At 73.8% G+C, this 25639-nt stretch carries 23 protein-coding genes; 10 read left to right on the top strand and 13 right to left on the bottom strand.

Going from position 1 to position 25639, the window contains the following annotated elements:
* The first annotated feature begins 1855 nt into the window (after positions 1-1855).
* Positions 1856-2350 (top strand): DUF456 domain-containing protein, encoded by a 495-nt coding sequence (locus ABT026_RS23815; protein ID WP_351117164.1) that lies wholly within the window; start codon positions 1856-1858, stop codon positions 2348-2350.
* Positions 2351-2399: 49 nt separating this feature from the next.
* Here ABT026_RS23815 and ABT026_RS23810 read toward each other — a convergent pair whose 3' ends face one another.
* The 4 genes from ABT026_RS23810 to ABT026_RS23795 form a co-directional block, all read right to left on the bottom strand.
* Entirely contained in the window at positions 2400-3617 is a 1218-nt protein-coding gene (locus ABT026_RS23810; protein WP_351117163.1) for an SGNH/GDSL hydrolase family protein, read from the bottom strand.
* A gap of 216 nt (positions 3618-3833) precedes the next feature.
* The gene (gene rsgA, locus ABT026_RS23805) at positions 3834-4940 is read right to left on the bottom strand and encodes a ribosome small subunit-dependent GTPase A (RefSeq protein WP_351117162.1); all 1107 of its coding nucleotides are present in this window, start codon (positions 4938-4940) and stop codon (positions 3834-3836) included.
* A 258-nt stretch (positions 4941-5198) separates the two neighbouring features.
* Complete coding sequence (locus ABT026_RS23800; RefSeq protein WP_351117161.1) at positions 5199-5954, bottom strand: DUF4389 domain-containing protein; 756 nt, start codon at positions 5952-5954, stop codon at positions 5199-5201.
* A gap of 164 nt (positions 5955-6118) precedes the next feature.
* On the bottom strand, positions 6119-7105 hold the full coding sequence (locus tag ABT026_RS23795) for an Acg family FMN-binding oxidoreductase (protein ID WP_351117160.1): 987 nt from the start codon (positions 7103-7105) through the stop codon (positions 6119-6121).
* 386 nt (positions 7106-7491) lie between these two features.
* On the opposite strand from ABT026_RS23795, the gene ABT026_RS23790 reads away from it, so the two are divergent.
* Complete coding sequence (locus ABT026_RS23790; RefSeq protein WP_351117159.1) at positions 7492-8367, top strand: universal stress protein; 876 nt, start codon at positions 7492-7494, stop codon at positions 8365-8367.
* 46 nt (positions 8368-8413) lie between these two features.
* On the opposite strand, the gene ABT026_RS23785 is transcribed toward ABT026_RS23790, so the two are convergent.
* Positions 8414-8977, bottom strand: a complete 564-nt coding sequence (locus ABT026_RS23785; protein ID WP_351117158.1) for a hypothetical protein — start codon at positions 8975-8977, stop codon at positions 8414-8416.
* A 317-nt stretch (positions 8978-9294) separates the two neighbouring features.
* Here ABT026_RS23785 and ABT026_RS23780 point away from each other — a divergent pair, with 317 nt between their 5' ends.
* Positions 9295-9939: a dihydrofolate reductase family protein gene (locus tag ABT026_RS23780; protein WP_351117157.1), complete on the top strand. Its 645-nt coding sequence runs from the start codon at positions 9295-9297 to the stop codon at positions 9937-9939.
* Positions 9940-10048: 109 nt separating this feature from the next.
* Here ABT026_RS23780 and ABT026_RS23775 read toward each other — a convergent pair whose 3' ends face one another.
* From ABT026_RS23775 to tuf, 4 genes are all read right to left on the bottom strand, one after another.
* Positions 10049-11170, bottom strand: coding sequence for an AI-2E family transporter (locus ABT026_RS23775; RefSeq protein ID WP_351117156.1), 1122 nt, complete (start codon positions 11168-11170; stop codon positions 10049-10051).
* A 71-nt stretch (positions 11171-11241) separates the two neighbouring features.
* Positions 11242-11790, bottom strand: a complete 549-nt coding sequence (locus ABT026_RS23770) for a putative immunity protein (RefSeq protein ID WP_351117155.1) — start codon at positions 11788-11790, stop codon at positions 11242-11244.
* Positions 11783-12466, bottom strand: a complete 684-nt coding sequence (locus tag ABT026_RS23765) for a hypothetical protein (protein WP_351117154.1) — start codon at positions 12464-12466, stop codon at positions 11783-11785. Before ABT026_RS23765 ends, ABT026_RS23770 begins: the two co-directional genes overlap by 8 nt.
* A 220-nt stretch (positions 12467-12686) precedes the next feature.
* Positions 12687-13856 (bottom strand): elongation factor Tu, encoded by a 1170-nt coding sequence (tuf, locus tag ABT026_RS23760; RefSeq protein ID WP_351117153.1) that lies wholly within the window; start codon positions 13854-13856, stop codon positions 12687-12689.
* A 480-nt stretch (positions 13857-14336) separates the two neighbouring features.
* On the opposite strand from tuf, the gene ABT026_RS23755 reads away from it, so the two are divergent.
* The 3 genes from ABT026_RS23755 to ABT026_RS23745 are packed head-to-tail and all read left to right on the top strand — an operon-like array spanning position 14337 to position 15958.
* The gene (locus tag ABT026_RS23755) at positions 14337-14954 is read left to right on the top strand and encodes a TOPRIM nucleotidyl transferase/hydrolase domain-containing protein (protein ID WP_351117152.1); all 618 of its coding nucleotides are present in this window, start codon (positions 14337-14339) and stop codon (positions 14952-14954) included.
* 32 nt (positions 14955-14986) lie between these two features.
* Positions 14987-15700, top strand: coding sequence for a VOC family protein (locus ABT026_RS23750; RefSeq protein ID WP_351117151.1), 714 nt, complete (start codon positions 14987-14989; stop codon positions 15698-15700).
* Between the two features lie 39 nt (positions 15701-15739).
* On the top strand, positions 15740-15958 hold the full coding sequence (locus tag ABT026_RS23745) for an EF-hand domain-containing protein (RefSeq protein ID WP_351117150.1): 219 nt from the start codon (positions 15740-15742) through the stop codon (positions 15956-15958).
* Positions 15959-16028: 70 nt separating this feature from the next.
* On the opposite strand, the gene ABT026_RS23740 is transcribed toward ABT026_RS23745, so the two are convergent.
* Complete coding sequence (locus ABT026_RS23740) at positions 16029-17918, bottom strand: CocE/NonD family hydrolase (RefSeq protein WP_502968041.1); 1890 nt, start codon at positions 17916-17918, stop codon at positions 16029-16031.
* A 124-nt stretch (positions 17919-18042) separates the two neighbouring features.
* Entirely contained in the window at positions 18043-18687 is a 645-nt protein-coding gene (locus tag ABT026_RS23735) for a TetR/AcrR family transcriptional regulator (RefSeq protein ID WP_351117148.1), read from the bottom strand.
* Positions 18688-18779: 92 nt separating this feature from the next.
* Here ABT026_RS23735 and ABT026_RS23730 point away from each other — a divergent pair, with 92 nt between their 5' ends.
* The gene (locus ABT026_RS23730) at positions 18780-19625 is read left to right on the top strand and encodes an NAD(P)H-binding protein (protein ID WP_351117147.1); all 846 of its coding nucleotides are present in this window, start codon (positions 18780-18782) and stop codon (positions 19623-19625) included.
* An 82-nt stretch (positions 19626-19707) separates the two neighbouring features.
* On the opposite strand, the gene ABT026_RS23725 is transcribed toward ABT026_RS23730, so the two are convergent.
* Positions 19708-20469: a thioesterase II family protein gene (locus ABT026_RS23725; RefSeq protein WP_351117146.1), complete on the bottom strand. Its 762-nt coding sequence runs from the start codon at positions 20467-20469 to the stop codon at positions 19708-19710.
* 199 nt (positions 20470-20668) lie between these two features.
* Here ABT026_RS23725 and pflB point away from each other — a divergent pair, with 199 nt between their 5' ends.
* The 3 genes from pflB (at position 20669) to ABT026_RS23710 (ending at position 25181) form a co-directional block, all read left to right on the top strand.
* Positions 20669-22981: a formate C-acetyltransferase gene (gene pflB / locus ABT026_RS23720; RefSeq protein ID WP_351117145.1), complete on the top strand. Its 2313-nt coding sequence runs from the start codon at positions 20669-20671 to the stop codon at positions 22979-22981.
* Between the two features lies 1 nt (position 22982).
* A complete protein-coding gene (gene pflA / locus ABT026_RS23715; RefSeq protein ID WP_351117144.1) occupies positions 22983-23756 on the top strand; it encodes a pyruvate formate-lyase-activating protein in 774 nt (257 codons plus the stop codon).
* Positions 23757-23945: 189 nt separating this feature from the next.
* A complete protein-coding gene (locus ABT026_RS23710) occupies positions 23946-25181 on the top strand; it encodes a cysteine desulfurase-like protein (protein WP_351117143.1) in 1236 nt (411 codons plus the stop codon).
* Between the two features lie 15 nt (positions 25182-25196).
* Here ABT026_RS23710 and ABT026_RS23705 read toward each other — a convergent pair whose 3' ends face one another.
* Positions 25197-25523 (bottom strand): hypothetical protein, encoded by a 327-nt coding sequence (locus tag ABT026_RS23705; RefSeq protein WP_351117142.1) that lies wholly within the window; start codon positions 25521-25523, stop codon positions 25197-25199.
* Positions 25524-25639 lie beyond the last annotated feature (116 nt).

Genomic DNA, 25639 nt, shown 5'->3' with positions numbered 1-25639 from the left:
CGCAACGTCCCGGCCCGCCGCGCCGCCGCCTCCGCCTCCGCCGAGGTCCAGCGTCTCCCGGTCGGGCGGTGAGGGGGCGTCCCCGCTCCCGCGGGGCGGTTCCGGCCGTGTGGCGGGCCGGCGTCCGGGTTCGGCGGCGTTCGCGCGAGGCCCCTCGACGGGGGCGGGCGTGCGACGCCCGGGGGGCGCGGTGTCCCCCTGCGCGGGCACGCCGGTTTCGCGGGCCCCCGCGACGCTTCGCGAACCCTCCGCCTTGGCCGGACCGTCCGGGCCCTCGGCGGGGTCCGCCCTTGGCCCTTCACCCGCGTTCTCCGCGGGCCGTGTCCCGGGCCTGTCATCCGTACCGCCCGGGCGGCTGGTCCCTGGGCCGTTGCCCGCACCCTCCACAGGGCCGCTCCAGGGCCCGGCACCCTCACCCTCCGGGCGGCGGATCCCCGGCCCGTTCCCCGCGCCCTCCACAGGGCGCGTCCCGGGCCGGTCGCCCGCACCGTCCGCGGGGGGCGTGACGGGCCGGTCGCCCGGCCCTTCCTGTCGCCCGTGCCCGTGCCCGTGCCCGTGCCGCGACCGGCGCGGTCCGCCGTCCGTCCGCCGGACACGGCCGGGTCACCGGTGCGGGGCAGGGTGCCGTTCCCGGCGGCCCTTCCGGTGCCGAGGCTGCCGTCGTCACCGGAGGCGCTGCCCGCACCCGGTGCCTGCGTTCCGTCGGACCCGCCGGGCCCTGCCTCTGCCCCGCCGCCGGCACCGGTTCCGGCCGATGGCGTCACCCCGGTGCCGAACCAGTCGGCCGCCGCGGGGGCCCGCCGTGGCCCGGCGTCACCCGAATGACGCGCGCCACCCGCGCCGGAGTCGGCCCCGGGTCCCCCGGACGCCCGTCCCAGGTCACCCCGGTCCCCGCGCGGCGACTCCTCCCCCGCGCCCACCTCCCTGCCGTCCCGCACCGTCTCCTCGTCGGCCGGACCGGCCGGAGCGGCCGGACCGTTCAGCGGCGGCCGGGCGGCGGGGCCGGGGTCGCCGGGTCCGCGTGCCGGGTCTGCCGGCCGCTCGAGGTCCGGATCCAGGTCGAGGTCGAGGTCGAAGTCGCGGTCCAGATCCAGGTCCGGGCCGATGCCCGAGGCCGAGTCCTGACCGGTGCCCGGGGGCAAGTCCTGACCGGTGGCCGGCGCCGGGCCAGGACCGGGAGCCGGGCCCGGACCGGGGCGCAGGTCGGCGTCCTGACCGGGGGCCGGGGGCGGACCCGAGCCCGGGGCCGGGGACCTGTCCAGGTCCGCCCGCGGGCCCAGGGGCCGACGCGGGCCCTCCGCGCCGGGGCCCCGTCCGTCCGCACCGAACCACCCGTCGCCGATCGTCGGCTCCGCTCCGCCCCCGGAACCCGCGGGGAAGCCGCCGTCGGGGGTGTCCCACGCCGTTCCGGCGGGCGGCGCGGAAGGGCCCGGCGCACCGGGCTCGGGCCGGGGCGAGGGAACCGCGCGGCCGCCCGCAGGGGCACGGTCGCCCGCGGGGGCACCGCCACCGCCCACCGTCCCGGCCACGGAGGCGAACCTGTCGTCCAGCGAGTCAGGAGCCGCCGTCGGGCCCGTGTCACCGGCGTTCCCGTCGTACAACTGGCCCCACCAGTCGTCCTCGTGCTCGCGCTCGTCCTCGTCCCGGCGGCCGGTGGGCGTCTCCCCCTGTTGGCTCATGCTCCTAATCTTCGACCGCGCCACGCGTCTGAAACCGTGCATCGCGACAATCGGGCGGGACACCGCCCCTAGAACAACTTTTCGGACGACAACCCGAACAACCGGCCGAAATCGTCATGAAACACCCGGCCGTGCCGAACCCTGCGCCCGCTCTCCTCCTCGGGCACCCTGGAGGAATGGGAGCGTGGGAACTCCTGCTGGCCGGGGCGATCATCCTGCTCGGCATGTGCGGAGTACTGACGCCCGGGGTGCCCGGGTCCTGGCTCGTGTGGGCCGGCGTCCTGTGGTGGGCGCTGAACGACCCGCGCCCGACCGCCTGGGCGGTCCTGGTGGGCGCCACCCTCCTGCTCCTGCTCGCCGGGTTGCTGCGCGCTCAGCTCACCCCCCGGCACGCCTCCCGCACCACCGATCTGGCACGCCGGCCGGGGCCGCGCGGCTCCGCCGGTCTCGGCGCGTTCCTCGGCTTCTTCCTGCTGCCCGTGGTCGGCGCCGTGCCGGGTTTCCTGGGCGGCCTGTACGTGCACGAGCGCCTGCACGAGGGCCGCCGCCCCCGCGAGGCGAGGGCGGCGGTGCGCGGCATGATGCGGTCCGGAGGCACCGCGCTGCTGGTGGAGCTCTACGCGACGCTCCTGATCCTCGGCGCCTGGCTCGTCACCGTCCTCGCGCGCTGAGCGCCGCCGGGGCCCGCCGCTCGTTCCCCGCCCCCGGCGGGGGCGGAGGTCAGCCGGTGAGCTGATCGAGGTCGACCGCCCTGGCCAGCGCCTTCATCCCGGCGTCGTTGAAGTGCAGGTGGTCGCCCGGATCGAAGGCGGACCGGATCCGGTCGGGCTGCTTCGGGTCCCGCACCGCCGCGTCGAAGTCGACCACGGCGTCGAACGGGGCCTCCTTGCGGATGAAGCGGTTGATCTGCCGCCGCAGCGCCTCCCGCTGCGGGGTGTAGGCGAAGTGCCCCCGGTACGGCGTGAGGGTGGCCCCGACGACCCGGATGCCCTTGGCGTGCGCCTTCTTCGCCATGGAGCGGTATGCCTTCTTGAACGCCTTGATCCCGTCCTCGCCCGCCGCGTCGGTCATCACGTCGTTGATGCCCTCCAGCACGATCACCGTCCGCACCCCGCTGCGCCGCAGGACGTCGGCGTCGAACCGCTTGAGCGCGCCGGGCCCGGAGCGGTCGTTGAGGATCCGGTTGCCGGAGATCCCCGCGTTCAGCACTCCCAGCCGGTGCCGCGGGGGCAGTGCGGCGATCCGGTCGGCGAGCCGGTCGGGCCAGCGGCTGTTGCTGTCGGGGGTGGTGCCCACCCCGTCGGTCAGGCTGTCCCCGAGCGCCACGAGGCTGCCCGCCGCGCGGGCGGTGCGCACGTCCACCCCGGTGACGTAGTACCAGGAGCGGACCGTCGAGGTGTAGGCGGCGCCGCCCACGTCGGCGGCGTGGTCGGCTCCGTGCGCGAGGAAGTTGGTCTGCTTGGCGATCCGGTGGTAGGTCGCCGGGCCGTCGTCCAGCGGTGTGTACACCGTGACCAGCAGGTCGGAGCCGCCGGGCACGTCGAGCCGCACCGGGTCGCTGACGATCTCCCGCCCGGCCGGCACCACGGCCGTGGGCCTGCCGCCGAAGAGGACCCGCCGCATGGTGCCGGGCACCGCGTCCGGGCGGGGGAAATAGCCCTGCTCCTGGAGCGCGACCGTGACCGAGCCCAGGTGGAGCGGGCGGACGCCGAGCCGGTTGGACAGGCGCACCCGGGTCGCCGTGCCGCCGACGCTGGTGTGCACCACGTTGCGGATGGACGCGCCGGGCAGCGGCACGGCGGTCCCGGAGGCGGCGGCCGCCCAGGTCCCGGTCCATTTCTCCTTCGCCGCCCGGCGGTCGGGCGTCACCGCGTGGACGGGCGCCGTGCCCAGCAGTACCAGGAGCAGCGCCACGATGACCCGTACCGCCTTGAGCATGTGTTCCGTCCTCCGCGATGTTCAGTTGGCCGCGCGTCAGCCGATCCTCGACGAAGCCGACCGTTTCACAACGTAACGCGACCGACACGGAGCGTGTCGGTCGCGTCGCGGAGAACCACCCGGACGAGGGGTGGTGACGGAGGTTTAGCGCGGGGTGGGCGGGGTGGCGGCTGGTCCGTTCGGCCGCCGCCACCTCACCCTCCCGGGTGGCCCGGGTTACCGCGTCCGGCCCCGCTTGGCCTCCATCGCGGCCTTGCCCTCGGCGCCGCGGCGCTTCCACTCGCGCCGCATCTCGGCGCGGGCCCGGGCGTCGGTCTTGGCCACGATGTACTGGTTCTCACGGAGCAGCTTGCGGTAGCTCTCGAGCCGCCGCTCGGGCAGCTCGCCGGAGTCGACCGCGGCCAGCACCGCACAGCCGGGTTCGGCGACGTGCGCGCAGTCGTGGAAGCGGCAGTCGGCGGCCAGTTCCTCGATCTCGGCGAACACCTGCCCGACACCGCGCCCCGCGTCCCAGAGGCCGACGCCGCGCAGGCCCGGCGTGTCGATCAGCACGCCGCCGCCGGGCAGCGCGAACAGGTTGCGGGTGGTCGTGGTGTGCCGGCCCTTGCCGTCCACGTCACGTGCCGCCTGCACGACCATGGCGTCCTCGCCGAGCAGCGTGTTGGCGAGGGTGGACTTGCCCGCGCCGGACTGCCCGAGCAGCACGGTCGTGCCGCCGGAGACGGTCGCGGCGAGCACGTCGACGCCCTCGCCGGTCTCGGCGCTGACGGCCAGCACCGGCACTCCGGGCGCCGTCCCCTCCACGTCGCGCACCAGGTATCCGAGCGTCACGGGGTCGGGGACCAGGTCCGCCTTGGTCAGCACCACCACGGGCTGCGCGCCGGACTCCCAGGCCAGGGCCAGGAACCGTTCGACACGCGCGTACTCGAGCTCGACGGCCAGGGACACGGCGACGACCACGTGGTCCACGTTGGCGGCGAGGATCTGCCCCTCGGACCGCTTCGAGGACGTCGAGCGCACGAACGCGGTCCGCCGCGGCAGGTAGTCGCGCACGTAGCGCGGCTGGCTGCCGACCGGGTCGACCGCGGCCCAGTCGCCGGTGCAGATGACCCTCAGCGGGTCGTGCGGGGTGACGAACGCGGTGTCCGCGCGGATCACGCCCTCGGAGGTGACCAGGTCGCACTGCCCGCGGTCGACCCGGATCACGCGCCCGGGCAGCAGCCCCTGCGCGGCGAACGGGGCGAACTCGGACTCCCAGCTCTCGTCCCAGCCGAAGCGGGTGAGCGGGTGCGACGAGATCGAGGAAGGAGAGGAGAGGTTCAAGGGAAACCCTTCGAAGGGCAGCCCCCGGCACCGCGCGTACGTCGACGCGCGAGAAGAGCGAAAGAGGTTGGTCAGCCGGAGGCCACGGAGGTGAACGGAACGAACTGCTGGATGCGGGCAAGGCCCTTCACAGAGACAGCCATCGGTCACACCTCCTGGAGAATCCCGACTCGAACGAACGGCTCGCGTGCGCGGCGCCCACCGGGCGTCGCACGAACAGGGCACAGCTTAGGGTCGCGGGCGAGCGCGCGCCATCGATTATTCGGCTCCTTCCGACGCCCGTGGCCCGTCCTGTCGCCCGGCGTCCGGTTCGGCGCCACCCTGGTCCAGCCGGAACGGCGGGTAGGCGTCCGTCATCAGCGCCACGTAGGCCGCCACCCGCAGCACCCAGCGGTTGCACCCGACGACCAGGTCGAAGAGGCCTTTCGGGTAGCGGCCGGTGAAGGCCTTGGCGACGATCGCGAAGAACGCCAGGACCGTGATCAGCCCGGCCGACCACGTCCACGGGACACCGCCGCCTCCGCCCCCGTCACCGTGGTCACCGCCGCCGCCGTGGTCACCGCCGCCTCCGTAGCCGCCGCCGGCCAGGAAGCCCACCACGACGTAGTGCGGGATCGCCAGGAGCCACCACTTGACCAGCACCAGCCCGCGCGAGAGACGACCGGGGCGGGCGATGTGCAGTCGCGCCGGGTAGTCGGGCTCCTCGCCCAGGCTGAAGGGCGGATAGCGGTCGGTCCCGAAGGCGCCGGCCGAGTAGTAGTGCACCCGCCAGCTCCACCGCAGGACACCGGCGTTGAACTCGAACAGTGGCCGCGGGTAGTGGGCGGTGAACAGGATCGCGAAGAAGGCGACCACGCTCACCACCAGGAAGGCGATCCACAGGACGAGCAGCACCACGTAGTGCGGGACCAGCAGGAGCCATTTCACCAGCCACAGCCAACGGGACAGCCCCGCGTCCAGCTCCGCCTCCACCCGCACCGGGCGGGTGGAGGCGGCCGTCGTCGGCGCGTCCATACGGATCAGCTCCCAGCGGTTCGGGTCCTGCCGGTTCGGCTTCCTGCGCCATCAGGATGCAGGCCGTCACCCGTCGTCGCCCGGCGAGACGTTCCGACGGGTGGCGGGGGCGGCGCCGGACGGCGGTGGACGCGCGGGCGCGGTCTTCCGCCGGCGGTGCGGCCTCACGGCTCGACGACGAAGATGTCGTCGACCGGGCGGCGTCGCGTCACCGCCCCGGTGGGGCCGTACCCCAGGCGCAGGATCATCTGCACGGCTCCGTGGCCCTGGACCGGGTCGCGCAGCAGCCAGCGCAGCGACCGGCGCTCCAGCGGCTGGGTGGTCAGACCGGTCGCCACCTGGATGGTGGTGGCGGCGAGCAGGACGCGTTCCAGCGCTTGGCCGGCGAGCACCCAGGCCGGAGGGTCGTCGTCGGCCGTGGAGAGGACGGCCAGCTGCGGACGGCGTTCGAAGCGGACGCGGGCCTGCTCCCGGCCGATGCCGTGTCCGAAGTCGCGGCTGTACCATGCCGAGTCGCTGCTCCGCGGGCCGACCGCGGACCAGGGCACGCCGTCGGTGGCCATCTCCGGGGCCGTGCCGACACGCAGCCAGCGGGTCTCGTCGGGGTCGCCGGCGTCTTCGGCGTGGTGCTCGGCCTCCGCGATGAGGTCGACCAGGAAGCGGACGTGCCAGCCCCCCGGGAACAGCAGCCGCGCTCCCTCGGCCTCGGCCTCACGGATAAGGAGCTGCCGGACCTCGTCGGGCAGGGGGTGTTCGTCGAAGGGGAACCGGCTGGTGTGGCGGCGGGACAGCGCCGGGTACAGGCTCGCCAGCGCTCCGGTGGCCGCCGCCGTGCCCTCCGTGCCGGGGCGTATGCGGGCCACGAGCCAGGGGTCCTCCGCCTCGGGCAGCAGGGAGGTGTGCAGGACCAGACCGCTGTGGGCGGCGGCCACCCGCAGGTTGAAGAGCGCGGCACCACAGCTGATGAACTGGGCCCGGTGGTCGGGGTCCGCGTGGGGCATGCCGCGGGCCGGGTCCGCCCTGAGGTCCAGCGTTCCGGTGCCGCGGTGGTGGACGAAGCGCCAGGGCTGGGCGTTGTGCATGGACGGGGCGGTCGCGGCCTCGCGGACGAGGTCGCGAACCGTCGGCAGGGAAAGATGAGACGTCGACATGGCTTCCCTCCTCGCTGCCAGCGTTACTCCACCTGGCCCGCGGCGCCACACCGGGCGGGGCCGGCCCGGTAGGGCGCGAGGAGATCCGTCCCTTCGGGACCGCTGCGACCTCCGCCGTGAACGCCGGGTCGCGCACCGCCCGGGCCGTCCGTCGCCGCTCCGGTTGCGGCACCCTCCGCATGTGGAACGCTGGTGTCGTGGACACGCTCCGACGCGCACCGGCTTCGGGGGCACCGCCGCGGTTCGACACCGTCCGGCGGTAGCGGCGCGAGGCCCACGTCCCGGGGCGCGGCCGCTCGGACACCCGCGGCCGACGGCCGGACCGGGTCGGCGCCGCGCCGGGCCTGGTGCGGTGCGCGGACGTACCCCGGGCAGGGAGAGGCGTCATGAACGACAGGACGGAACGACCTGAGATCGTCGTCGGGATCGACCCGGACGTCGACTTCGAGGGGACGGGCCTGCTCCCCGTGCACTGGGCCGTGGAGGAGGCGGAGCGACGCGGGACCGGCCTGCGGCTGGTGGTCGCCGTGCCGCCCCCGCACGACACCCAGCACGTCGACGACAGCGCCCGCTTCCAGACGCAGGCGATCGCGGGCCGCAACGCCCTGGACGGCGCGGCGGACCGGGTGCGCGAGCACGGCCCGGGGATCCAGGTGGCCACGGCATTGCTCGAAGGACAACCGGCCCAGGTCATGGCGAGTCTCTCCGCCCGGGCCGCGATGGTGGTGCTGGGCTCCCGCCACCTCAGCCGGACGGAGGAGTTCCTGAGCGCCGGCTCGCTCGTGGTCCCGGTCACCGCACAGGCCCGGTGCCCGGTGGCGGTGGTCGGCGGCGCCGAGCACGACTCCCAGGCGGTGCCCTACCTGGTGGTGGGCGTCGACGGGAGCGAGGCGTCCCGGGCCGCACTGGCCTTCGCCGCCGAGGAGGCGCACCTGCGGGGCTGCGCCCTGCGCACGGTGGCGGTCTGGCAGCCACCGGTCTTCACCAGGCGCCCCGACCCGGCCGCACTCCACACCGCCGAGTCCGAGTTGCTCCAGGAGCTGACCGCGCCCGTGACCGAGCGGTATCCCGACGTGCCGCTGACGCACGACGTGGCCTCGGGCTCACCGGTCGAAGTGCTGGCCGAGGCCGCGGAGCACGCGCTCGCGGTGGTCGTCGGCCGCCGGGGCCGTGGCGGCTATTCCGGCATGCGGGTGGGCTCGGTGGTGCACGGACTCCTGCACCGGGCCCACTGCCCGGTCGTCACGGTGCCCGAGCCGTGACCGTGCGGACCCGGCGGACGAGGCGACGACCGCGGAGGGAACCGCCTCAGCAGGCGTCGTACTTCCAGTCACCCCGTTCCTTCAGCCACGGCTGGTCGTGACCGAAGTCAGGGACGCCCTCGACCTCGTACTCCACGAACACCCGGTCGTCCCGCTCGACCGCCGGGTCCTCGCGCACCTTCACGCCGGTGGCCTGCCGTGGCCCGTACTTCTCGGCCATCCGCGCCACCGCGGCCTCGTACGCGGGGCCGCCGTGCTCGGCGGCCTGTCCCCCCGTGCCGTCCTTGCCCACCTCGTGGGCACCGGCGCCGTCGTGCTCGTCCTCACCCTCCGCCTGGTGCTGCGCCTCGTCGCCGACCACGTACCGGCAGCGGGCCGAGAGCATCCCGAACGCGGTCGCCGGGTCACCGCCGAAATAGGCGGCCGTGTACTTCTCCACCGCCCCGGTCAGCGCGGCGTCCGCCTTCTTCAGCGGCAGCCCTTCCTCCGCGGCACCGCTCGACGCACCGTCGCGCGAGGAGCCGTCGGCCGAACAACCGGTGAGGGCGAGGAGGGCGGCAGCCGCACTCGCCGACAACATGACGCGGATACGCATGGGCTTCTTCTCCATGGCAGGTTCATGGCAGACGGGACGAAAGATCCGGAGTGCATGCTGCCACAGGGAACGCCCGGCCACAGCAGGACGGATTCCGCACAAATCCCGCTTGCCCGGGGAGAGTTCCGTTCCAGGCCGCCGCTCCCGAGGACCGGGGGCGGACATGCGCCAGTCCCCTGGCGCCCTCGGCGCGCCGAGGGCGTTCCGCTCACGGGAAGCGGGGATCGTGGGCGGAAGACTCGGACCGGGGGACGCGTCGGCGCGCGGGCGGCGATGAGTTCCGCCGGCCGCAGGAGTCCCCCACCGTCGTGTCACCGCACAAGGAGGATCACGTGGCCCAGCTGCTGAGAGTGCAGAACTTCACCGTCTCGAGCGACGGCATCGGCGCCGGGGAGGACCAGACGCTGGAGAGACCGTTCGGTCACGTCGATCCCGTACGGCTGCACAACTGGGCCTTCGCCACCGCGAGCTGGCCCGGGCGCACCGACGGGGGAGGGAGCCGGGGGATCGACGACTACTTCACGCGGGACTTCACCCACAACATCGGCGCCGAGATCATGGGCCGCAACAAGTTCGGTCCGCAGCGCGGCCCGTGGGAGGACCACGAGTGGCAGGGCTGGTGGGGCGACGAGCCTCCGTTCCGCACCCCCGTGTTCGTCATGACGCATTACTCGCGCCCGTCCTTCACCCTGTCCGACACCACGTTCCACTTCGTCGAGGGCGACCCGGCCACGGTGCTGGCGCGGGCGCGGGAGGCGGCGCGGGGCAAGGACGTGCGACTCGGCGGAGGTGTGAGCACGGTCCGGCAGTTCCTGGACGCCGATCTCGTCGACACCCTGCACGTGGCGGTCGCGCCGGTGGAGTACGGCACCGGACTGCGCCTGTGGGAATCCCCCGACGAGCTGCTCGACCGCTTCCACCTGGAGGTCGTGCCGAGCCCGAGCGGAGTGACGCACCACCTGTTCTGGCGGCGGTGACCCGCACCCGACGAAGACCCGAACCCGCCCGGCACGAACGCGGCGCGGCACGGCGGAGGCCCGGACCCATGCTCGACGGGTCCGGGCCTCCAGGGCGCGTGGTGGCCGGTCAGACCGTGGCGACGGTGGCGCCGCCGTCCGCCTCGCCGTCCGGCGGAGGCTGCTCGTCCGACTCGGTCAACTGCTCGCGGACGTAGTTCCACACCACCGCGATCAGCGCGGCCGCCGGGACGGCGAGGAGGCTGCCGACGATGCCGGCCAGGTTGCCGCCCAGGGTGACCGCGAGCAGGATGACCGCGGCGTGCAGCCCGAGGCCCCGGCTCTGGATCATGGGCTGGAAGACGTTGCCCTCCAGCTGCTGCACGCCGACGATGATCGCCAGGACGATCAGCGCGTCGGTGAGTCCGTTGGAGACCAGGGCGATGAGGACCGCGACGAAGCCGGCGAACAGGGCGCCGATCACCGGCACGAAGGCGGACACGAAGGTCAGCACCGACAGGGGCAGCACGAGCGGGATGTCGAGGAGCCACAGGCCGATACCGATGAGCACCGCGTCGATCAGGCCGACGAGGGCCTGCGAGCGGATGAAGGCGCCGAGGGTGTTCCAGCCGCGCTCCGCGACGGCGGGCACGTGGACGGCGTACTTGCCGGGCAGCTGGCGGCCGAGCCAGGGCAGGAACCGCGGGCCGTCCTTCAGGAAGAAGAACATCAGGAAGACGGCGAGGACGGCGGTGACGACACCGTTGATCACCGTCCCGACACCGGTGACCACGGCGGAGACCGTGGCGCCCGCGCTGTTCTGCAGGCGCTCGACCGCGGAGTCGAGTGCCTTGCTGATCTCCGCGTCGTCGATGTTCAGCGGCGGTCCCGCGGCCCATTCCCGCAGGTGCTTGATGCCGTCCACCACCCCGTCGACCAGTTCCCCGGACTGGGAGGACACCGGGACGGCGATCAGGGCCACCACACCCGCCGCTATCACCAGGGCCAGCACGGTCACCACCGAGGCCGCGAGGGTGGCGGGCCAGCCGCGCTCCCGCAGGAAGCGGGTGACGGGCCAGGTGAGCGTCGTGAGGAACAGGGCGACGACGAGGGGCCACAGCACCGGCCACATGCGGCCCAGGAGCCACAGGGCGGCGACAGCCGTCAGCAGGAGCAGCAGCAGCTCGGCGGAGGTGCGCGCCGAGGAACGGAGCGCGGCGCGGGTTCGTATGGCACTCAACCTGTCAGGCATGGGGTCACTCTAGAGGCAGCCCCAAGTGGTGTCGGTGAGGCTTCAGTTACGGGTCGCAGGGCGGCCCCGGGTCACCGTGGGCCGCGGTCGCGCAGGGCGGCGTCCAGGCGGCGGAGGAGTTCGCCGGTGCGGCCTCCGCCGGGCGGGGCGGCCGGGTAGCGCCCGAGCACGTCGACCAGGGGCCCGGTGGCGTGCCCCGCGGCCCGCCGCAGGTGGTCCTCGCCGACGGCGCGGTCGTCCCCGGCGGCCAGTTCGGCGGCGCGGGCCGCGTGCGCGGCCGAGCCCAGGATGTGTTTGACCTGCGTGGCCTTGGCCAACGGGTGCAGGTAGGCGGCGCCCGCCGCGGCCATGGCGGCGCGGGCAGCCTCGCGGGCCGCCGCGTCCTCGGTCGCCTGGGCCGCCTTGAGCGCCGCCCAGGCCGCGTCGCGCAGCGCCTTGCCGCGCTCACCGCCCCGGGCGAACTCCCGAGCGGTGTCCAGGGCCCGACGGGGGCGCGGGTCGTCGGGCCGGTCCGCCTCGAACACGGCGAGCACCGTCCGCGCACAGGTCGCGGCGAAGGCGGTGACCTCGCGCAGGTCCTGCCGGCTGAGCGGAACCGGCTCCGGTCCGGCCTCAGACACGCGCGAAGGCCTCCCTGGTCACGTCCCGCTCGAAGGTGGCCGCGTGGTACCCGTAGGTGCGGATCTCCGGCACCCTGATCACTATGCAGAAACGATCCACCGACTCCAGGGCGCGCGCCACCTCGGCGTACCTGCGCCTCAGGTGGTGAACGGCCGCCCGGTTGGCCAGCGCACTCTGGCCGCAGACGAGGAGGACCGGCCGGCTCGCCTCCGGCGGCGTGAACTTGGCGACCAGCGCGTACTCCTGGACGTTCTTGTGGAAGAGGTACCGGTGCTCGCCGACGACGAGGGCCACGGATTCGGGGTGACCCTCGCGGTACGGGAGCACGCGGACGCCGGGGAGGTGCGCCGCCAGGTGTCCCCCGGTGCGGACGTTGGCCTCCCCGAGCGGGCCGCCGACGCAGAACTCGGTCCGGTCGTCGTTGCTGCCCCGGAACGTGTTGCTGGACTCCGTCACCACGTCGCTGCCGAGCTGACCCGCCAGGGCGGCGATCTCCGCGACGACGTCGACGTCCTTGCGGTGGGTGGCGTCGGGCAGGCCGTGCTTGTTGCCGACGACGACCAGGCACGGCTCACCCGGCACGACCCCGAAGAACGCGGCCTTGCGCCGTAGCGTCCGGGAGCGCTTGCCGCGCTCCCAGAGCCAGCCGCAGCCGCCTCCGATGAGGCTGGTCACCAGGCCGATCAGAACGTTGCCGATTACGGAAGAGATCGCTGCCCCCCGGGTCCTGGCGGGGCCGGCGCGCCCCGTCCGTCGGGGTGTTTCTACCACCCGCCGGCCGGGGACGGCCGCCGGTTGCCGGTGCCGGGTGCCAGGTGCCGGGCATCCCCGCCAGCGGAGGACGGGTCCGCCCCCGGAACCGGGGGCGGACCCGCGCGACGGGCAGGACCCGCCGTCAGCCGACCTCCGTCACCGTTCCCGCGGCGACGGTCCGGCCACCCTCCCGGACGGCGAAGCCCAGACCGGGCTCCAGCGGGACGGCGGAGCCGAGCTCGACCGTCATGTCGACGCTCTCCCCGGGCCGCGCCGTGCCCGCCTCCCCGAGGTCGACGTCGCCCACCACGTCCGCGGTGCGGATGTAGAACTGCGGGCGGTAGCCGGTGGACACCGGGGTGCGGCGTCCGCCCTCGCGGGCCGACAGGACGCGGACCCGCGCGGTGAAGCGGCGGCTCGGCGTGACGCTGCCCGGCGCGGCGACCACGTGGCCGCGGCGCACCGCGTCCCGGGCCACCCCGCGCAGCAGCAGGGCGACGTTGTCGCCGGCCTGGGCCGACTCCATCGGCCGGCCGAAGGTCTCGAGCCCGGTGACCACCGACTCCAGCCCCGCGCCCAGCACTTCCACGCGGTCGCCCATGCGGACCGTGCCGCGCTCGACCGCGCCGGTGACGACCGTGCCCCGCCCGGTGATGGTCAGGACGTTCTCCACGGGCAGCAGGAACGGCGCCTCCAGGTGCCGCTCGGGCATCGGCACGTAGGTGTCGACGGCGTCGAGCAGCTCCTCGACGGCGGCGACCCACCGCGGGTCGCCCTCCAAGGCCTTCAGCCCCGAGACCCGTACGACGGGCGCCTCCTCGCCCGGGTATCCGTGCGCGGCCAGCAGTTCGCGGACCTCGAGCTCGACCAGGTCGGTGAGCTCCGGGTCGCCGGCGTCGGCCTTGTTCAGCGCGACGACGATGTGCTCGACGCCCACCTGCCGCGCCAGCAGCACGTGTTCGGCGGTCTGCGGCATCACCCCGTCGAGCGCGGACACCACCAGCACCGCGCCGTCGAGCTGGGCGGCGCCGGTGACCATGTTCTTGACGTAGTCGGCGTGCCCCGGCATGTCGACGTGCGCGTAGTGCCGGGTGCCGGTCTCGTACTCGACGTGCGCGATGTTGATGGTGATGCCGCGCGCGGCCTCCTCCGGGGCCCGGTCGATGCGGTCGAACGGGACGTAGCGGGAGGCCCCGCGGTCGGCGAGCACCTTGGTGATCGCGGCGGTCAGGGTGGTCTTGCCGTGGTCGACGTGACCCATGGTGCCGATGTTGAGATGCGGCTTGGTGCGGACGAATGCCGTCTTGGGCATGGCTGTTCCTCGCGATGCGACGCGTGGTGTCCGGCCCTTCCCTCGACAGGGAGCGGCCGGCGGGGACCCCGGAGGCGGTTCTCCGACCCTCCCCCTACGGGGTCCGCCGGAAGTTCTGTCCGGGGAGGGTCACCTTCGGGCGCCGTCGGCGGCGGCGCCGACCGCTGCGCCTGCCGCGAGGAATGCGGCGGCAGCCTTCGGAGCATCCGCGACCGCGGATGCTGCGACGAGGGCGAAGGCGTGCCGGAACATGTCCGAGAGCATGGCGGACGGGCGACGGGCCCGTCGAATGGTTTTCGCGGGCCTTCCAGACGTGCCGGGCCCCTCGTCCCCACGGCCGCCTCGCGCGGCGACGGCATCGTCGTCCCTGCCCCGTCGAGGGCGCCCTCCGCGCCGACTGCCGTTGCGGGCGCGGCGGTCGGCGGGCACCGCCCGGTTATTGGGGTGCCGCTCCCCCACCGGTGGTGCAGACTCGCGCGCATGGCGGAGACGGCGGCGTTCAGGGACGCGGTGGAGCACTGGGCGGCCGGCGGGTCCGCCGGGCGGGCGGGTGAACTGGCGGCGCGGCTCGGGCTGCGGACGGTGGTGCTGCTGGAGGGCCCGAGCGACCTCGCGGCCGTCGACGCGCTGGCCGCCCGGCACGGCCGGGACCTCGGGGCGGAGGGCGTGTGCGTCGTGACGATGAACGGCGCGATGAACGTGGGCCGCTTCGCCCGGGTCCTCGGGCCGCCCGGCCTCGGCCTGCGGCTCACCGGTCTCTGCGACGAGCGTGAGCGGGGGTACTTCGACCGCGCGCTGGAGCGGGCCGGGGCGCCCGCGCGGGACGTCTTCGTGTGCGTGGCGGACCTGGAGGACGAGTTCATCCGCGCCCTGGGCACGGAACGGGTCGAGGCCCAGGTCGCCGCCGAGGGCGACCTGCGTGCCTGGCAGATCTTCCTGGGCCAGCCCGCGCAGCAGGGCCGCCCTCGCGAGCGGCAGTTGCGGCGCTTCCTGGGCACCAAGAAGGGCCGCAAGATCCACTACGGTCGTGCGCTGGCCCAGGCACTCGGTCCCGGCGAGCTGCCCGCCCCGCTCGACGCCCTCTTCGCCGCCCTGTGACCCCGCAATCCCCTCCGAAGGAGACCGCCGACATGCCCTCGTACCTGCACGCGCTCACGTTCGACGCACTCGACCCCGCACGCCTCACGCGTTTCTGGGCGGGCCTGCTGGAACAGGAGACTGGTGACGACTTCACCGTCCTGCCGGCGCGCGACACCGGGTTCCTGCTCCGCTTCGTCGCGACGGACGAGCCCAAGTCGGTGCAGAACCGGCTGCACTTCGACCTGACCAGCGCCTCCGAGGACGATCAGAGGGCGACGGTGGCCAGGGCGCTGGAGCTCGGCGGCCACCACGCTGACATCGGCCAGACCGGGGAGGAGGGGCACGTGGTGCTCGCCGACCCGGAGGGCAACGAGTTCTGCGTCATCGAACCTGGCAACAACTTCCTCGCCGGGTGCGGCTTCGTCGGCGCGCTCCCCTGCGACGGCACGCAGGCGGTGGGGTACTTCTGGAGCCGGGCACTGGGGTGGCCGCTGGTCTGGGACCAGGACGAGGAGACGGCGATCCAGTCCCCCGCCGGCGGCACGAAGATCACCTGGGGAGGCCCGCCGCTGATGCCGCGGGGCGGGGACCGGGACCGGATCCGCTTCGACCTCGCCGTCCCGGCCGGCGAGGACCTGCGGGCGGAGGTCGACCGGCTGGTCTCGCTGGGCGCGAAGCACCTCGACGGCGACGGACACGACGGCGGCCGGGTGACCCTCGCCGACCCCGACGGCAACGAGTTCGCGGTGCACCTGGCCCGCTAGCCTGGCTCCGGTTCAGATCGTGACGACGGACGGATACGCATGACGGACATCGTGAAGGCTGCGGCGCGCAAGGTCTTCGAGCGCTACGACCTCGACGGGGACGGTCAGGTCACCGCGGAGGAGTACCGGCAGGTCGTCTCCGAGCTCGAGGGCTCGGAGATCACCGCGGAGCAGGCGCGCGCCCTGATCGACTCGCTCGACACGGACGGCGACCGCCAGATGTCCTTCGAGGAGTTCTGGGCGGGCATGAACGCCTGACCGTGCGCCGGTGCGTGCACGAGGGGCCCGGCGCGGGTGATGCGCCGGGCCCCGGTCGTGTCGGCACGGATCAGAGGTGGCGGCCCGGGGTCACCGTGAAGGTGGCGGGACCGGCCGGGAGGGTGACCGTGTACTGGCGGAGGTAGGTGTCCAGGAAGGGCGAGCGCGCCCCCTGGGTGGGCACGTCGTCGGCCGGGTCGTCGAGAGCGAGCCGCAACTGCGCCCCGGTGACCCGGATCGTCTCGCCCGAGGGCGTGTCGCGCCAGGAGCCGGTCTGCACGGAGCCGATCTCCACGGCGAGGACATGGCCCGAAGCCAGCGTCCAGTCCGTCGACTTGAGGTCGACGGAGAGCCGTCCGGTCTCCACCAGGGAGACCTGCTCGTCGAACATGACCGCGCTGCCGTCGGGGGCGACGTCGTACAGCTTGAGCATGACGTTGCCCTCGCCGCGGGCGGTTAGCCGGATCTGCGGCGTGCCGGTGACGCGGACCGGCCGCCGGACCGGCTTCGACCGGACGAAGAAGCTGGAGCCGACGTCCCCGGCCTTCTGCCGCTCGACGATGCCCTTCGCCAGTCCCTCGGGCGCGGGCGCCTCCACGGCCGGAGCGTTCTCCATGTCCCACGTGCCCGAGGGGGGTTGGGGCGTCCTGGCCGCGCTCTCCTCACCGGCGGCGGCCAGGTCGGCGCGGGCGGACGCGCCGCCGTCGTCGACGTAGGAACCGCCGCCCAGCGGCAGCGTCACCGACCGCTCCACCACGGGCCAGGTGCGCTGGGCCCGCCAGGCGCCGGTGTTGTCCTCGACGGAGTAGGCCGGGTACCGCACCGTGGGCCGGACGCCCTTCAGGTACTGGTCGTAGAAGGACAGCGTCTCCTCGTACCAGCCCTCGCGTCCCATGGCGAGCCGGCCGTCGCCGACCCGGTCGCCGCCGCGCACGTGGTCCCACTGGCCGAGCCAGCCGCGTTCGGGGCCGCGGTGGTTGTCAAGGTACTCCTCCATCTCCTCGGGCTTGGTGTTGTTCTCAACGAAGCCCTGGGTGACGAAGAGCGGGGTGTCGCTGCCCGCGGCCATCCTCGCGAGATCGCGCGCCTTCCAGTGCTCGCTCTCCTGGTCGGCGATGCGGTATCCGGCGGTGTTCTGCTCGACGCACTCCGGGTGCGACTGCTCCCAGCGGGCGTTGGCCTGGTAGCGGGCGTCGTCGTCCGCCATCGGCGGGAAGGTCGCGATGCCGTTGTAGGCGTTGGCGGTGCCGGTCACGTTGGGGCGGGGCACGCCGTTGGAGTAGATGTACTGGTACATGTCCCACACGGGCTCCTGGGCGACGACCGCCTTCAGGGCCCGCTGGTCGAGGTTGTTGCCGATCAGGCCGGTGACGGCGTCGTAGGACTTGCCGTACATCCCCACCGCGCCGGTGGACCACGACTGCCGGGCCGCCCAGTCGATCGCGGCCTTCACGTCGGCCTGTTCCCCGGGTCCCGCCCAGTCGAGGCAGCCGGTGGAGCCGCCGAAGCCCCGCAGGTCCACCATGACGAAGGCGTAGCCGTTGCCGAAGACGTCGGCGCCCTCGAGGAAGTCGTTGAACCGGGGGGACGGCCCGGTGTGGGTGAAGCCCTCGGGGCCGGTCTGGCCGGCGTGCGAGAAGTAGGGACCGACGGAGAGGATGACGGGCACCTTCTCGCCGGGGTCGAGCCCTTCCGGCAGCAGAACGTCGGCGTGCAGCTCGGTGCCGGAGTCGTCGGCGGACGGGAAGTAGTGCTGGGTCCAGACGGAACCCTCGGGGACACGGTCGTTCTCCTGGTGGCCGACCGGGCCGGTGGCGGTGGCCACGGCTCCGGTTCCCTCCGCCGTTCCCGCGGGTGCCGCGGTCGCGGGGCCGGTGACGGTGCCGGTCAGCGCGAGTGTGCCGACCAGTGCGGACGCGGCCCAGGCGGTCGCGCGACGTGCTCTCACATGCTCCTCCATGGATGGGTGCGAAGCAGTGCCGGTGGTGCGGTCGAGCTGGGCCGAGGCCCATGGCGCGGGAGCCTATGATCGTTCGGACGTCAGTTCAACGGGGCGGCGGGGGAAGGCTCTTGACCTTCGGGCATCAAGGCCGGCCGGTCCCACCGCGCTTCCGGCTTCCGGCGGCGTCGGCCTCGGCCCCGGTGGCGGGGACGGAATCCAGCCACTCCAGGAGCCGGCTCCCCTCACGGGTCATCACGTCCGGATCGCGCAGGGCGTTGGCCATGAGGGACATGCCCTGGTACGCGGAGACCAGGGTCAGTGCGAGGTCGTCCGGGCCGTGCGCCCCCATGGCGCGGAACTGCCGCCCGGTCCACTCCAGCAGACGCCGCATCACCGCGCCGGCCTCGCCGCCGAGCGTCCCGTCGGAGCGCTTGCCGAGTTCGACGGCCAGGGTGCCGGTGGGGCAGCCGTGGAGGGCGGCCACCTCGCGCTGCTCGATCCACGCCTCGACCAGCCCTTTGAGCCGGTCGCGCGGGTCCTCCAACAGCTCGAGTTGTGCGGTGAGTTCGTCCAGGTACGCGCTGTGTTCGGACAGGGCGGCGAGGACCAGTTCATCCTTTGTTTTGAAGTAGTAGTAGACGTTCCCCACCGGCACGTCGGCCGCCCGCGCGATGTCGGCGAGGGTGGTCCGCTCGACACCCTGCCGGTGCAGGATCCGGGCCGCCTCGGTCGTCAGCCGACGGCGTTTGTCTGCGGCCCGCGCCTTGGGCGATTTCGAGTCAGTCACCCAACTGACTATAGAGGGACGTCGGTTGACCCGTGTAGCGTCCCCGGCATCGGAGTCAGTCAGCCGACTCACTCACTGACGAAGGGTTCCCCATGATCGTGGTGACAGGCGCCACCGGCAACATCGGGCGCACGCTGGTTCCGCTGCTCGCCGAGGCGGGCGGGGAGGTCGTCGCCGTCTCGCGGCGGCCGCGGCCCGAGGGGCTGCCCGACGGTGTCCGGCACGTGCGGGCGGACGTCGGTGACAGCGCGGGCATGCGTCCCGTTCTCGAGGGCGCGGACGCCTTCTTCGTCCTGCTGGGAGGCGAACTGAACGTCTCCGGCGAGAGCCCGGCGGCGCTGCTGGAGGCGGCGGTGGACGCGGGGGTGAAGCGGGTCGTCCTGCTCTCCTCGCAGAGCGTCGCCACCCGCCCCGACTCCCTCTCGCCCGCCCGGCTGCGCGCGTTCGAGGAGGCGGTCCGCGCGGCGGGCGTGGACCACACCGTCCTGCGGCCGGGCGGGTTCGCCTCCAACGCCTTCGCCTGGGCCGGGACGGTCCGCACCGAGCGGACGGTGTACGCCCCGTTCGGCGACGTGGCCCTGCCGGTCGTCGACCCGGCCGACATCGCCGCGGTGGCGGCGGCCGCCCTGCTGGAGGAGGGGCACGCGGGGCGCGTGTACACCCTCACCGGGCCGCGGGCCGTCAGCCCGCGGGAGCAGGCGGCGGCCCTCGGCGAGGCCCTGGGCGAGGAGGTCCGGTTCGTCGAACTCTCGCGGGAGCAGGCGCACGCCGGGATGGCACGGTTCATGCCCGAGGACGCGGTCACCGGCACGCTGGACATCCTGGGCGCCCCGGTTCCGGAGGAACGGACGGCCGGCCCGGACGTGGAGCGGGTCCTGCACCGCCCGGCCAGGACCTTCGCGGACTGGGCCGCACGCAACGTGGAGGCCTTCCGATAGGACCCGCCCGCGCCCGGGGCGGGAACGGTCACCTCACCCCTGCGGTCGCATCACGCGGCACCCGCGCCGCCCGGCGGTCGCGTCAGGCGCCGACCACTCCCGCGGCCGACGCGATCTCCGCGCGGATCTCCTCGAGCCGGTCGTCGAGGTAGAAGTGGCCGCCCGGGAAGCTGCGCAGCCGGAACGGTCCCGTGGTGTGCAGCGACCAGCGCTCGACCTCGGCGACCTCGACCGCGGGATCGCTCTCCCCCGCCAGTGCGATCACCGGGCAGGCGAGGCGCAGCCCGTCGGGGGCGCGGTAGTGGTTGCTGGCGTGGAAGTCGTTGCGGACGGTCGGCAGGACCAGTTCGAGGAAGGCCGGGTCCTCCGGGATCGGGGCGCCGGTGTCCCCGCGCAGCAGCTCCAGGATGTCGAGCACCTCCCGGTCGCTCTCCAGCGCCGGCAGCTCGCGACGCGTCGTGAGCGACGGGGCCCGCCGGGCGGAGGCCAACAGCGCGCCGACCCTCGCCCCGCCCCTCTCCAGCCGGACCGCGGTCTCGAAGGCCACGGCCGAGCCGAGGCTGTGCCCGAACAGCACCAGGGGGAGGTCGGCCCAGGGCTCGAGCTCGCGGGCGATGTGATCGGCGAGTGCGCCGACGTCCGGGACCAGGGGTTCGGCGATCCGGTCCTGCCGCCCGGGGTACTGGACGGCCAGCGCCTGGACGGCCGGCGCGAGGGCGCGGGAGAGCGGATGGAAGTAGGTGGCGCCGGCGCCGCCGTGCGGGAAGAACACGACGTGCGGCGCGTCCGCCGCCGCGGTGTGGAACCGGCGTATCCAGGCCGTCCTCTGCGGGCGCTCGGTCACTGCCCCGTCCTCCCCTGCCGCTCGGCTGCACACGTGACATCCGATCATCGCACCGCCCACTCGACCGCCGATGAGCCACCCCACCCGCCCCTGACCTGGGACTTCGCCGCCCCACGCCGATCGAAGGGATTTACCTCACATCGAGGGGAATGTTCCGGTTCGCACCAAATGTTGTGACAGGTGCGAAGGGAGAGCATCCATGACCACGACCACGGCAGCACCCGGCACCGCGACCACCGACGCCCCGACCGGCGACGGACCCGTCGACGCACGCGAGGGCGGTCGCGCCTGGCGCGGCTTCGCGGGCACGAGCTGGCGGGACCGGGTGGACGTGCGCGGCTTCATCCAGGCGAACTACGCCCCGTACGAGGGCGACGCCTCGTTCCTGTCCGGCCCCACCAGCCGGACCCGCGCGGTCATGGAACGCCTGAACGGACTGCTCGCCGAGGAGCGCCGCCGCGGGATCCTCGACGTGGACGCCGCCACCCCCTCCACCATCACCTCGCACGCCCCCGGCTACCTGGACCGCGACCGCGAGCTGATCGTCGGTCTGCAGACCGACGCCCCGCTGAAGCGGGCGATCATGCCCAACGGCGGCCTGCGCATGGTGGAGAACGGGCTCAAGGCCTACGGCTACGAGCCCGACCCGCGGGTCTCCGAGATCTTCGGCACGTACCGCAAGACCCACAACGACGGCGTCTTCGACGCCTACACCCCCGCCATGCGGGCGGCGCGTCGCGCCCACGTCATCACCGGCCTCCCGGACGCCTACGGCCGCGGCCGGATCATCGGCGACTACCGCCGCGTCGCCCTCTACGGCACCGCCCGCCTGATCGAGCAGAAGAAGACCGAGCGCGCCCGCCTCGACGCGCTGCCCTCGAGCGAGCACGTGATCCGCGACCGCGAGGAGCTCGCCGAGCAGATCAAGGCCCTGCGGGAGCTGACGCAGATGGCCGCGACCTACGGCTGCGACGTCTCCCGCCCCGCCGCCACCGCCCACGAGGCCGTGCAGTGGCTGTACCTGGGCTACCTGGCCGCGGTGAAGGAGCAGAACGGCGCGGCGATGTCGCTGGGCCGCACCTCGACCTTCCTCGACGTCTACCTGGAGCGGGACCTCGCCGAGGGCGTGATCGACGAGTCGCGGGCACAGGAGCTGATCGACGACTTCGTGATCAAGCTCCGCATGGTGCGCTTCCTGCGCACCCCCGAGTACGACGCCCTGTTCTCCGGCGACCCGACCTGGGTGACGGAGTCCATCGGCGGCATCGGCGAGGACGGACGGCCGCTGGTCACCCGCACCTCCTTCCGCTTCCTGCAGACCCTCTACAACCTCGGCCCGGCCCCCGAGCCCAACATGACCGTGCTGTGGTCGGCGGCGCTGCCCGCCGGGTTCAAGGAGTTCTGCGCACGGGTGTCCATCGACACCAGCGCCGTCCAGTACGAGTCCGACGAGCTGCTGCGGACCCACACCGGTGACGACACGGCGATCGCCTGCTGCGTCTCGGCGATGCGCGTCGGGGAGCAGATGCAGTTCTTCGGCGCCCGGGTCAACCTCGCCAAGGCCCTGCTCTACGCGATCAACGGCGGCCGGGGCGAGATGACCGGCGAGCAGGTGGCCCCCGCGGCCGAGCCGCTGAGCGGCGAGTACCTGGACCACGAGGAGCTGCGCGCGGCCTACGACCGGATGCTGGACTGGCTGGCCGGGACGTACGTCGACGCGCTGAACGTCATCCACTACATGCACGACAAGTACGCCTACGAGCGCCTCGAGATGGCGCTGCACGACCACCCCGTGCACCGCTTCATGGCCTGCGGCATCGCCGGCCTCTCGGTCGCCGCCGACAGTCTCTCCGCCGTGAAGCACGGCCGGGTGCGGGTGGTGCGCGACGCGACGGGGCTGGCCGTGGACTACGTGCTCGAGGACGGCGACGGCTACCCGGCGTACGGCAACAACGACGACCGCGCCGACGACATCGCCCGGGAGCTGGTCGAGTCCTTCATGGCCAAGGTGCGCCGACACCCGACCTACCGGGACGCCGAGCACACCCAGTCGGTGCTGACGATCACCTCGAACGTGGTCTACGGCAAGCACACGGGCAACACCCCCGACGGGCGCCGCGCGGGCGAACCGTTCGCGCCCGGCGCCAACCCGATGAACGGGCGGGACCGGCGCGGCGTGGTCGCCTCGGCCCTCTCGGTGGCGAAGCTGCCGTACGAGCAGGCGCGCGACGGCGTCTCGCTCACCACCACCGTGACCCCGGAGGGCCTCGGCCACTGGCCCGAGGAGCGCCCCGGCAACCTGGTCGGCATCCTCGACGGCTACACCGCCGCCGGCGGCTTCCACATGAACGTCAACGTCCTGGACCGGGCCACCCTGAAGGACGCGATGGAGCACCCCGAGAAGTACCCGGAGCTGACCATCCGGGTCTCCGGCTACGCCGTCAACTTCGTGCGGCTCACGCGGGAGCAGCAGCTCGACGTGATCGGCCGCACCTTCCACGGAAGCGTGTGACATGACGACCACCGCCCCTGTCCGCGAGGCGCCCGCCGCCAAGGCCGCCACCACCGGCCGCGTGCACTCCTGGGACCTGTCCCCCGGCGTGGACGGTCCCGGTACCCGGTTCGTGCTGTTCCTCAGCGGCTGCCCACTGCGCTGCCTGTACTGCGCCAACCCCGACACCTGGCGCATGCGGGACGGGCAGGAGCGGACCGTCGACCAGGTCATGGCCGAGATCGACCGCTACCGGGGCTTCATCGCCGCGTCCGGCGGCGGGGTCACCGTCAGCGGCGGCGAGGCGCTGCTGCAGCCGGCGTTCACCGGCGAGCTGCTGCGCCGCTGCAAGGAGGCGGGGCTGCACACCGCGCTGGACACCTCGGGCGCCCTCGGGGCGCGGGCGAGTGAGGAACTGCTGGCCGACACCGATCTGGTGCTGCTGGACATCAAGTCCTTCGACGCCACCCGCTACCGGGAGCTCACCGGTGGGTCCCTCACGCCCACGCTGGAGTTCGCCCGGCGGCTGGACCGGCTGGGGGTCCGCACCCGCATCCGGTACGTACTGGTCCCGGGCTGGACGGACGACGCCGGGGCGATCGACGGCCTGGCCGATTTCCTGTCCCGGCTGAGCTGCGTGGAGCAGGTGGACGTGCTGCCGTTCCACAAGCTCGGGGCGGCCAAGTACGAGGCGATGGGTTTGCCCTTCCCGCTGCGGGACACCCCCTCGCCGGACGCCGAACTCGTGGAGCGGGTCCGCGGGCAGTTCCGGGCCCGGGGGCTGCGCGCCTACTGAGTCCACCGAGCGAACACGGGGCGAATTGGGACCACCGGAGGGTCACAGGCCTCCGACCTTCCGGCGAAGGGTCCGGACGCGGAGCGGCTTTGGGGAGCCGCCGAGCGTCCGGACCTGCACGTTCCATCCCTCGCACACTGCTGCGATCATGGCCTGAAGTCGCCCTCAGACCCGCCCAGGAGGCCCCCGATGTCCCTCGAGACGTCCCTCGACGCGCCCTTCGACGCCGCCGCCGTGCGCGCCGCCTTCCCCGCCCTGCTCGCCTCCGACTGGGCCCGCTTCGACGCCCCCGGCGGCACGCAGACGCCCGCGCCCGTCGTGGAGGCGATCGCCGAGGCGCTCACCCGCCCGCTGGCCAACCGCGGCCGCCTGACCGAGGCGCAGCGCAACGCGGACGACATCGTGGCCGGGGCCCGCCGTGCCATGGGTGACTTCCTCAACACCCCCGCCTCCACCGTGGTGTTCGGCCGCAGCGCCACCCAGCTGGTGTACGACCTGGCCCGCACCCTCGCCAAGGACTGGGGCCCGGGCGACGAGGTGATCGTCACGCGGCTGGACCACGACTCCAACATCCGCCCGTGGGTCCAGGCCGCCGAGGCGGCGGGCGCCACCGTACGGTGGGCCGACTTCGACACGGTCACCGGCGAACTGCGCCCGGAGCACGTCGAGGCCGTGCTCTCGCCGCGCACCCGTCTGGTCGCGGTGACGGCAGCCTCCAACCTCAACGGCGCCCGTCCCGACGTGCCGGCCCTGGCCGCCCTGGCGCACTCCGTGGGCGCGCTGCTGCACGTCGACGCGGTGCACTACGCCGCGCACGTGCCCGTCGATCTGCCCGCCCTCGGCGCGGACACCCTGGTCTGCTCGCCGTACAAGTTCCTCGGCCCGCACCTCGGCGTGCTCACCGGGCGGGCGGAGCTGCTGGAGTCGCTGCACCCCGACAAGCTGCTGCCGTCCAGCGACGCCGTCCCGGAGCGCTTCGAACTGGGCACGCTGCCCTACGAGTTGCTGGCCGGCACCCGGGCCGCGGTGGACTTCTGGGCCTCCCTCGCGCCGGCCGGCGCCGAGGGCACGGACCGTCGTGCGCGGCTGGTCGCCGCCTTCGCCGCGGTGGAGCACCACGAGGACCGGCTGCGGGCCCGCATCGAGGAAGGGCTGGCCGAGCACCCCGGCGTGACCCTGCACTCGCGGGCCGGGCTCCGCACCTCCACGCTGCTGTTCACCGTCGAGGGCGTCGAGGCGGCCGAGGTCTCGCGGCGGCTGGCCGACCACCGGGTGGACGCCCCGGCGAGCTCGTTCTACGCCCTGGAGGCCTCCCGCCACCTGGGGCTCGGCGACGCGGGCGGAGTGCGGGTGGGCCTGGCCCTCTACAACGACGACGCGGACGTCGACCGCCTGCTGGCGGCGCTCCGCACCGTCCTGGGCTGAGCCCCCGGCCGCGCCTCAGCCTTCCGGCTGCGTGAGCCGGAAGGCGGACCCCGATGCGGCGGGCCGCCAGCCGTCCGCCAGTGCGGCCCGGATGCCCGCGGCCACCTGCGAGGGGAGGACCGGCACGGACTCCGAGCAGAACACGTTGTCGGGGCGCAGGTGGCCGGTCGTCACGTACAGCACCGTCCCCGCCGCCCGGGGCGTGCCGGCGGCCTCGACCGCGTAGGTCAGCGGCGCCTCCCCGCAGCACCCCTGACCGCAACTGGCCTGCCGCCGGATCCGCCACCGGTACTCCCGCCCGTCGACGGTGATCCGCCGGGAGCCCTTCCTGTTCAGTGCCATAGGCGGGACCGTACCGGCACGGGTGCACCTCGCGCTGCCCGATCGTCGACGGCAGGGGGCGGGAGGGGCCGTGCTGCGGCGCCCTCCGCGCGGCCTGATCCCGCTCCGCCCGCCCG

Source organism: Streptomyces sp. NPDC002734, assembly GCF_040295685.1.
Lineage (GTDB): Bacteria > Actinomycetota > Actinomycetes > Streptomycetales > Streptomycetaceae > Streptomyces.
The sequence above is the reverse complement of the archived record's forward strand: the minus strand, read 5'-3'. Positions and strand labels throughout refer to the sequence as shown.

Excerpts from the sequence above, each read along its gene's own strand:
- ABT026_RS23815 (WP_351117164.1), top strand. The coding sequence starts at position 1,856 with ATGGGAGCGTGGGAACTCCTGCTGGCCGGGGCGATCATCCTGCTCGGC.
- ABT026_RS23810 (WP_351117163.1), bottom strand. The coding sequence starts at position 3,617 with ATGCTCAAGGCGGTACGGGTCATCGTGGCGCTGCTCCTGGTACTGCTG.
- ABT026_RS23800 (WP_351117161.1), bottom strand. The coding sequence starts at position 5,954 with ATGGACGCGCCGACGACGGCCGCCTCCACCCGCCCGGTGCGGGTGGAG.
- ABT026_RS23795 (WP_351117160.1), bottom strand. The coding sequence starts at position 7,105 with ATGTCGACGTCTCATCTTTCCCTGCCGACGGTTCGCGACCTCGTCCGC.
- ABT026_RS23790 (WP_351117159.1), top strand. The coding sequence starts at position 7,492 with ATGAACGACAGGACGGAACGACCTGAGATCGTCGTCGGGATCGACCCG.
- ABT026_RS23785 (WP_351117158.1), bottom strand. The coding sequence starts at position 8,977 with ATGGAGAAGAAGCCCATGCGTATCCGCGTCATGTTGTCGGCGAGTGCG.
- ABT026_RS23775 (WP_351117156.1), bottom strand. The coding sequence starts at position 11,170 with ATGCCTGACAGGTTGAGTGCCATACGAACCCGCGCCGCGCTCCGTTCC.
- tuf (WP_351117153.1), bottom strand. The coding sequence starts at position 13,856 with ATGCCCAAGACGGCATTCGTCCGCACCAAGCCGCATCTCAACATCGGC.
- ABT026_RS23755 (WP_351117152.1), top strand. The coding sequence starts at position 14,337 with ATGGCGGAGACGGCGGCGTTCAGGGACGCGGTGGAGCACTGGGCGGCC.
- ABT026_RS23750 (WP_351117151.1), top strand. The coding sequence starts at position 14,987 with ATGCCCTCGTACCTGCACGCGCTCACGTTCGACGCACTCGACCCCGCA.
- ABT026_RS23745 (WP_351117150.1), top strand. The coding sequence starts at position 15,740 with ATGACGGACATCGTGAAGGCTGCGGCGCGCAAGGTCTTCGAGCGCTAC.
- ABT026_RS23740 (WP_502968041.1), bottom strand. The coding sequence starts at position 17,918 with ATGGAGGAGCATGTGAGAGCACGTCGCGCGACCGCCTGGGCCGCGTCC.
- ABT026_RS23730 (WP_351117147.1), top strand. The coding sequence starts at position 18,780 with ATGATCGTGGTGACAGGCGCCACCGGCAACATCGGGCGCACGCTGGTT.
- pflB (WP_351117145.1), top strand. The coding sequence starts at position 20,669 with ATGACCACGACCACGGCAGCACCCGGCACCGCGACCACCGACGCCCCG.
- pflA (WP_351117144.1), top strand. The coding sequence starts at position 22,983 with ATGACGACCACCGCCCCTGTCCGCGAGGCGCCCGCCGCCAAGGCCGCC.
- ABT026_RS23710 (WP_351117143.1), top strand. The coding sequence starts at position 23,946 with ATGTCCCTCGAGACGTCCCTCGACGCGCCCTTCGACGCCGCCGCCGTG.
- ABT026_RS23705 (WP_351117142.1), bottom strand. The coding sequence starts at position 25,523 with ATGGCACTGAACAGGAAGGGCTCCCGGCGGATCACCGTCGACGGGCGG.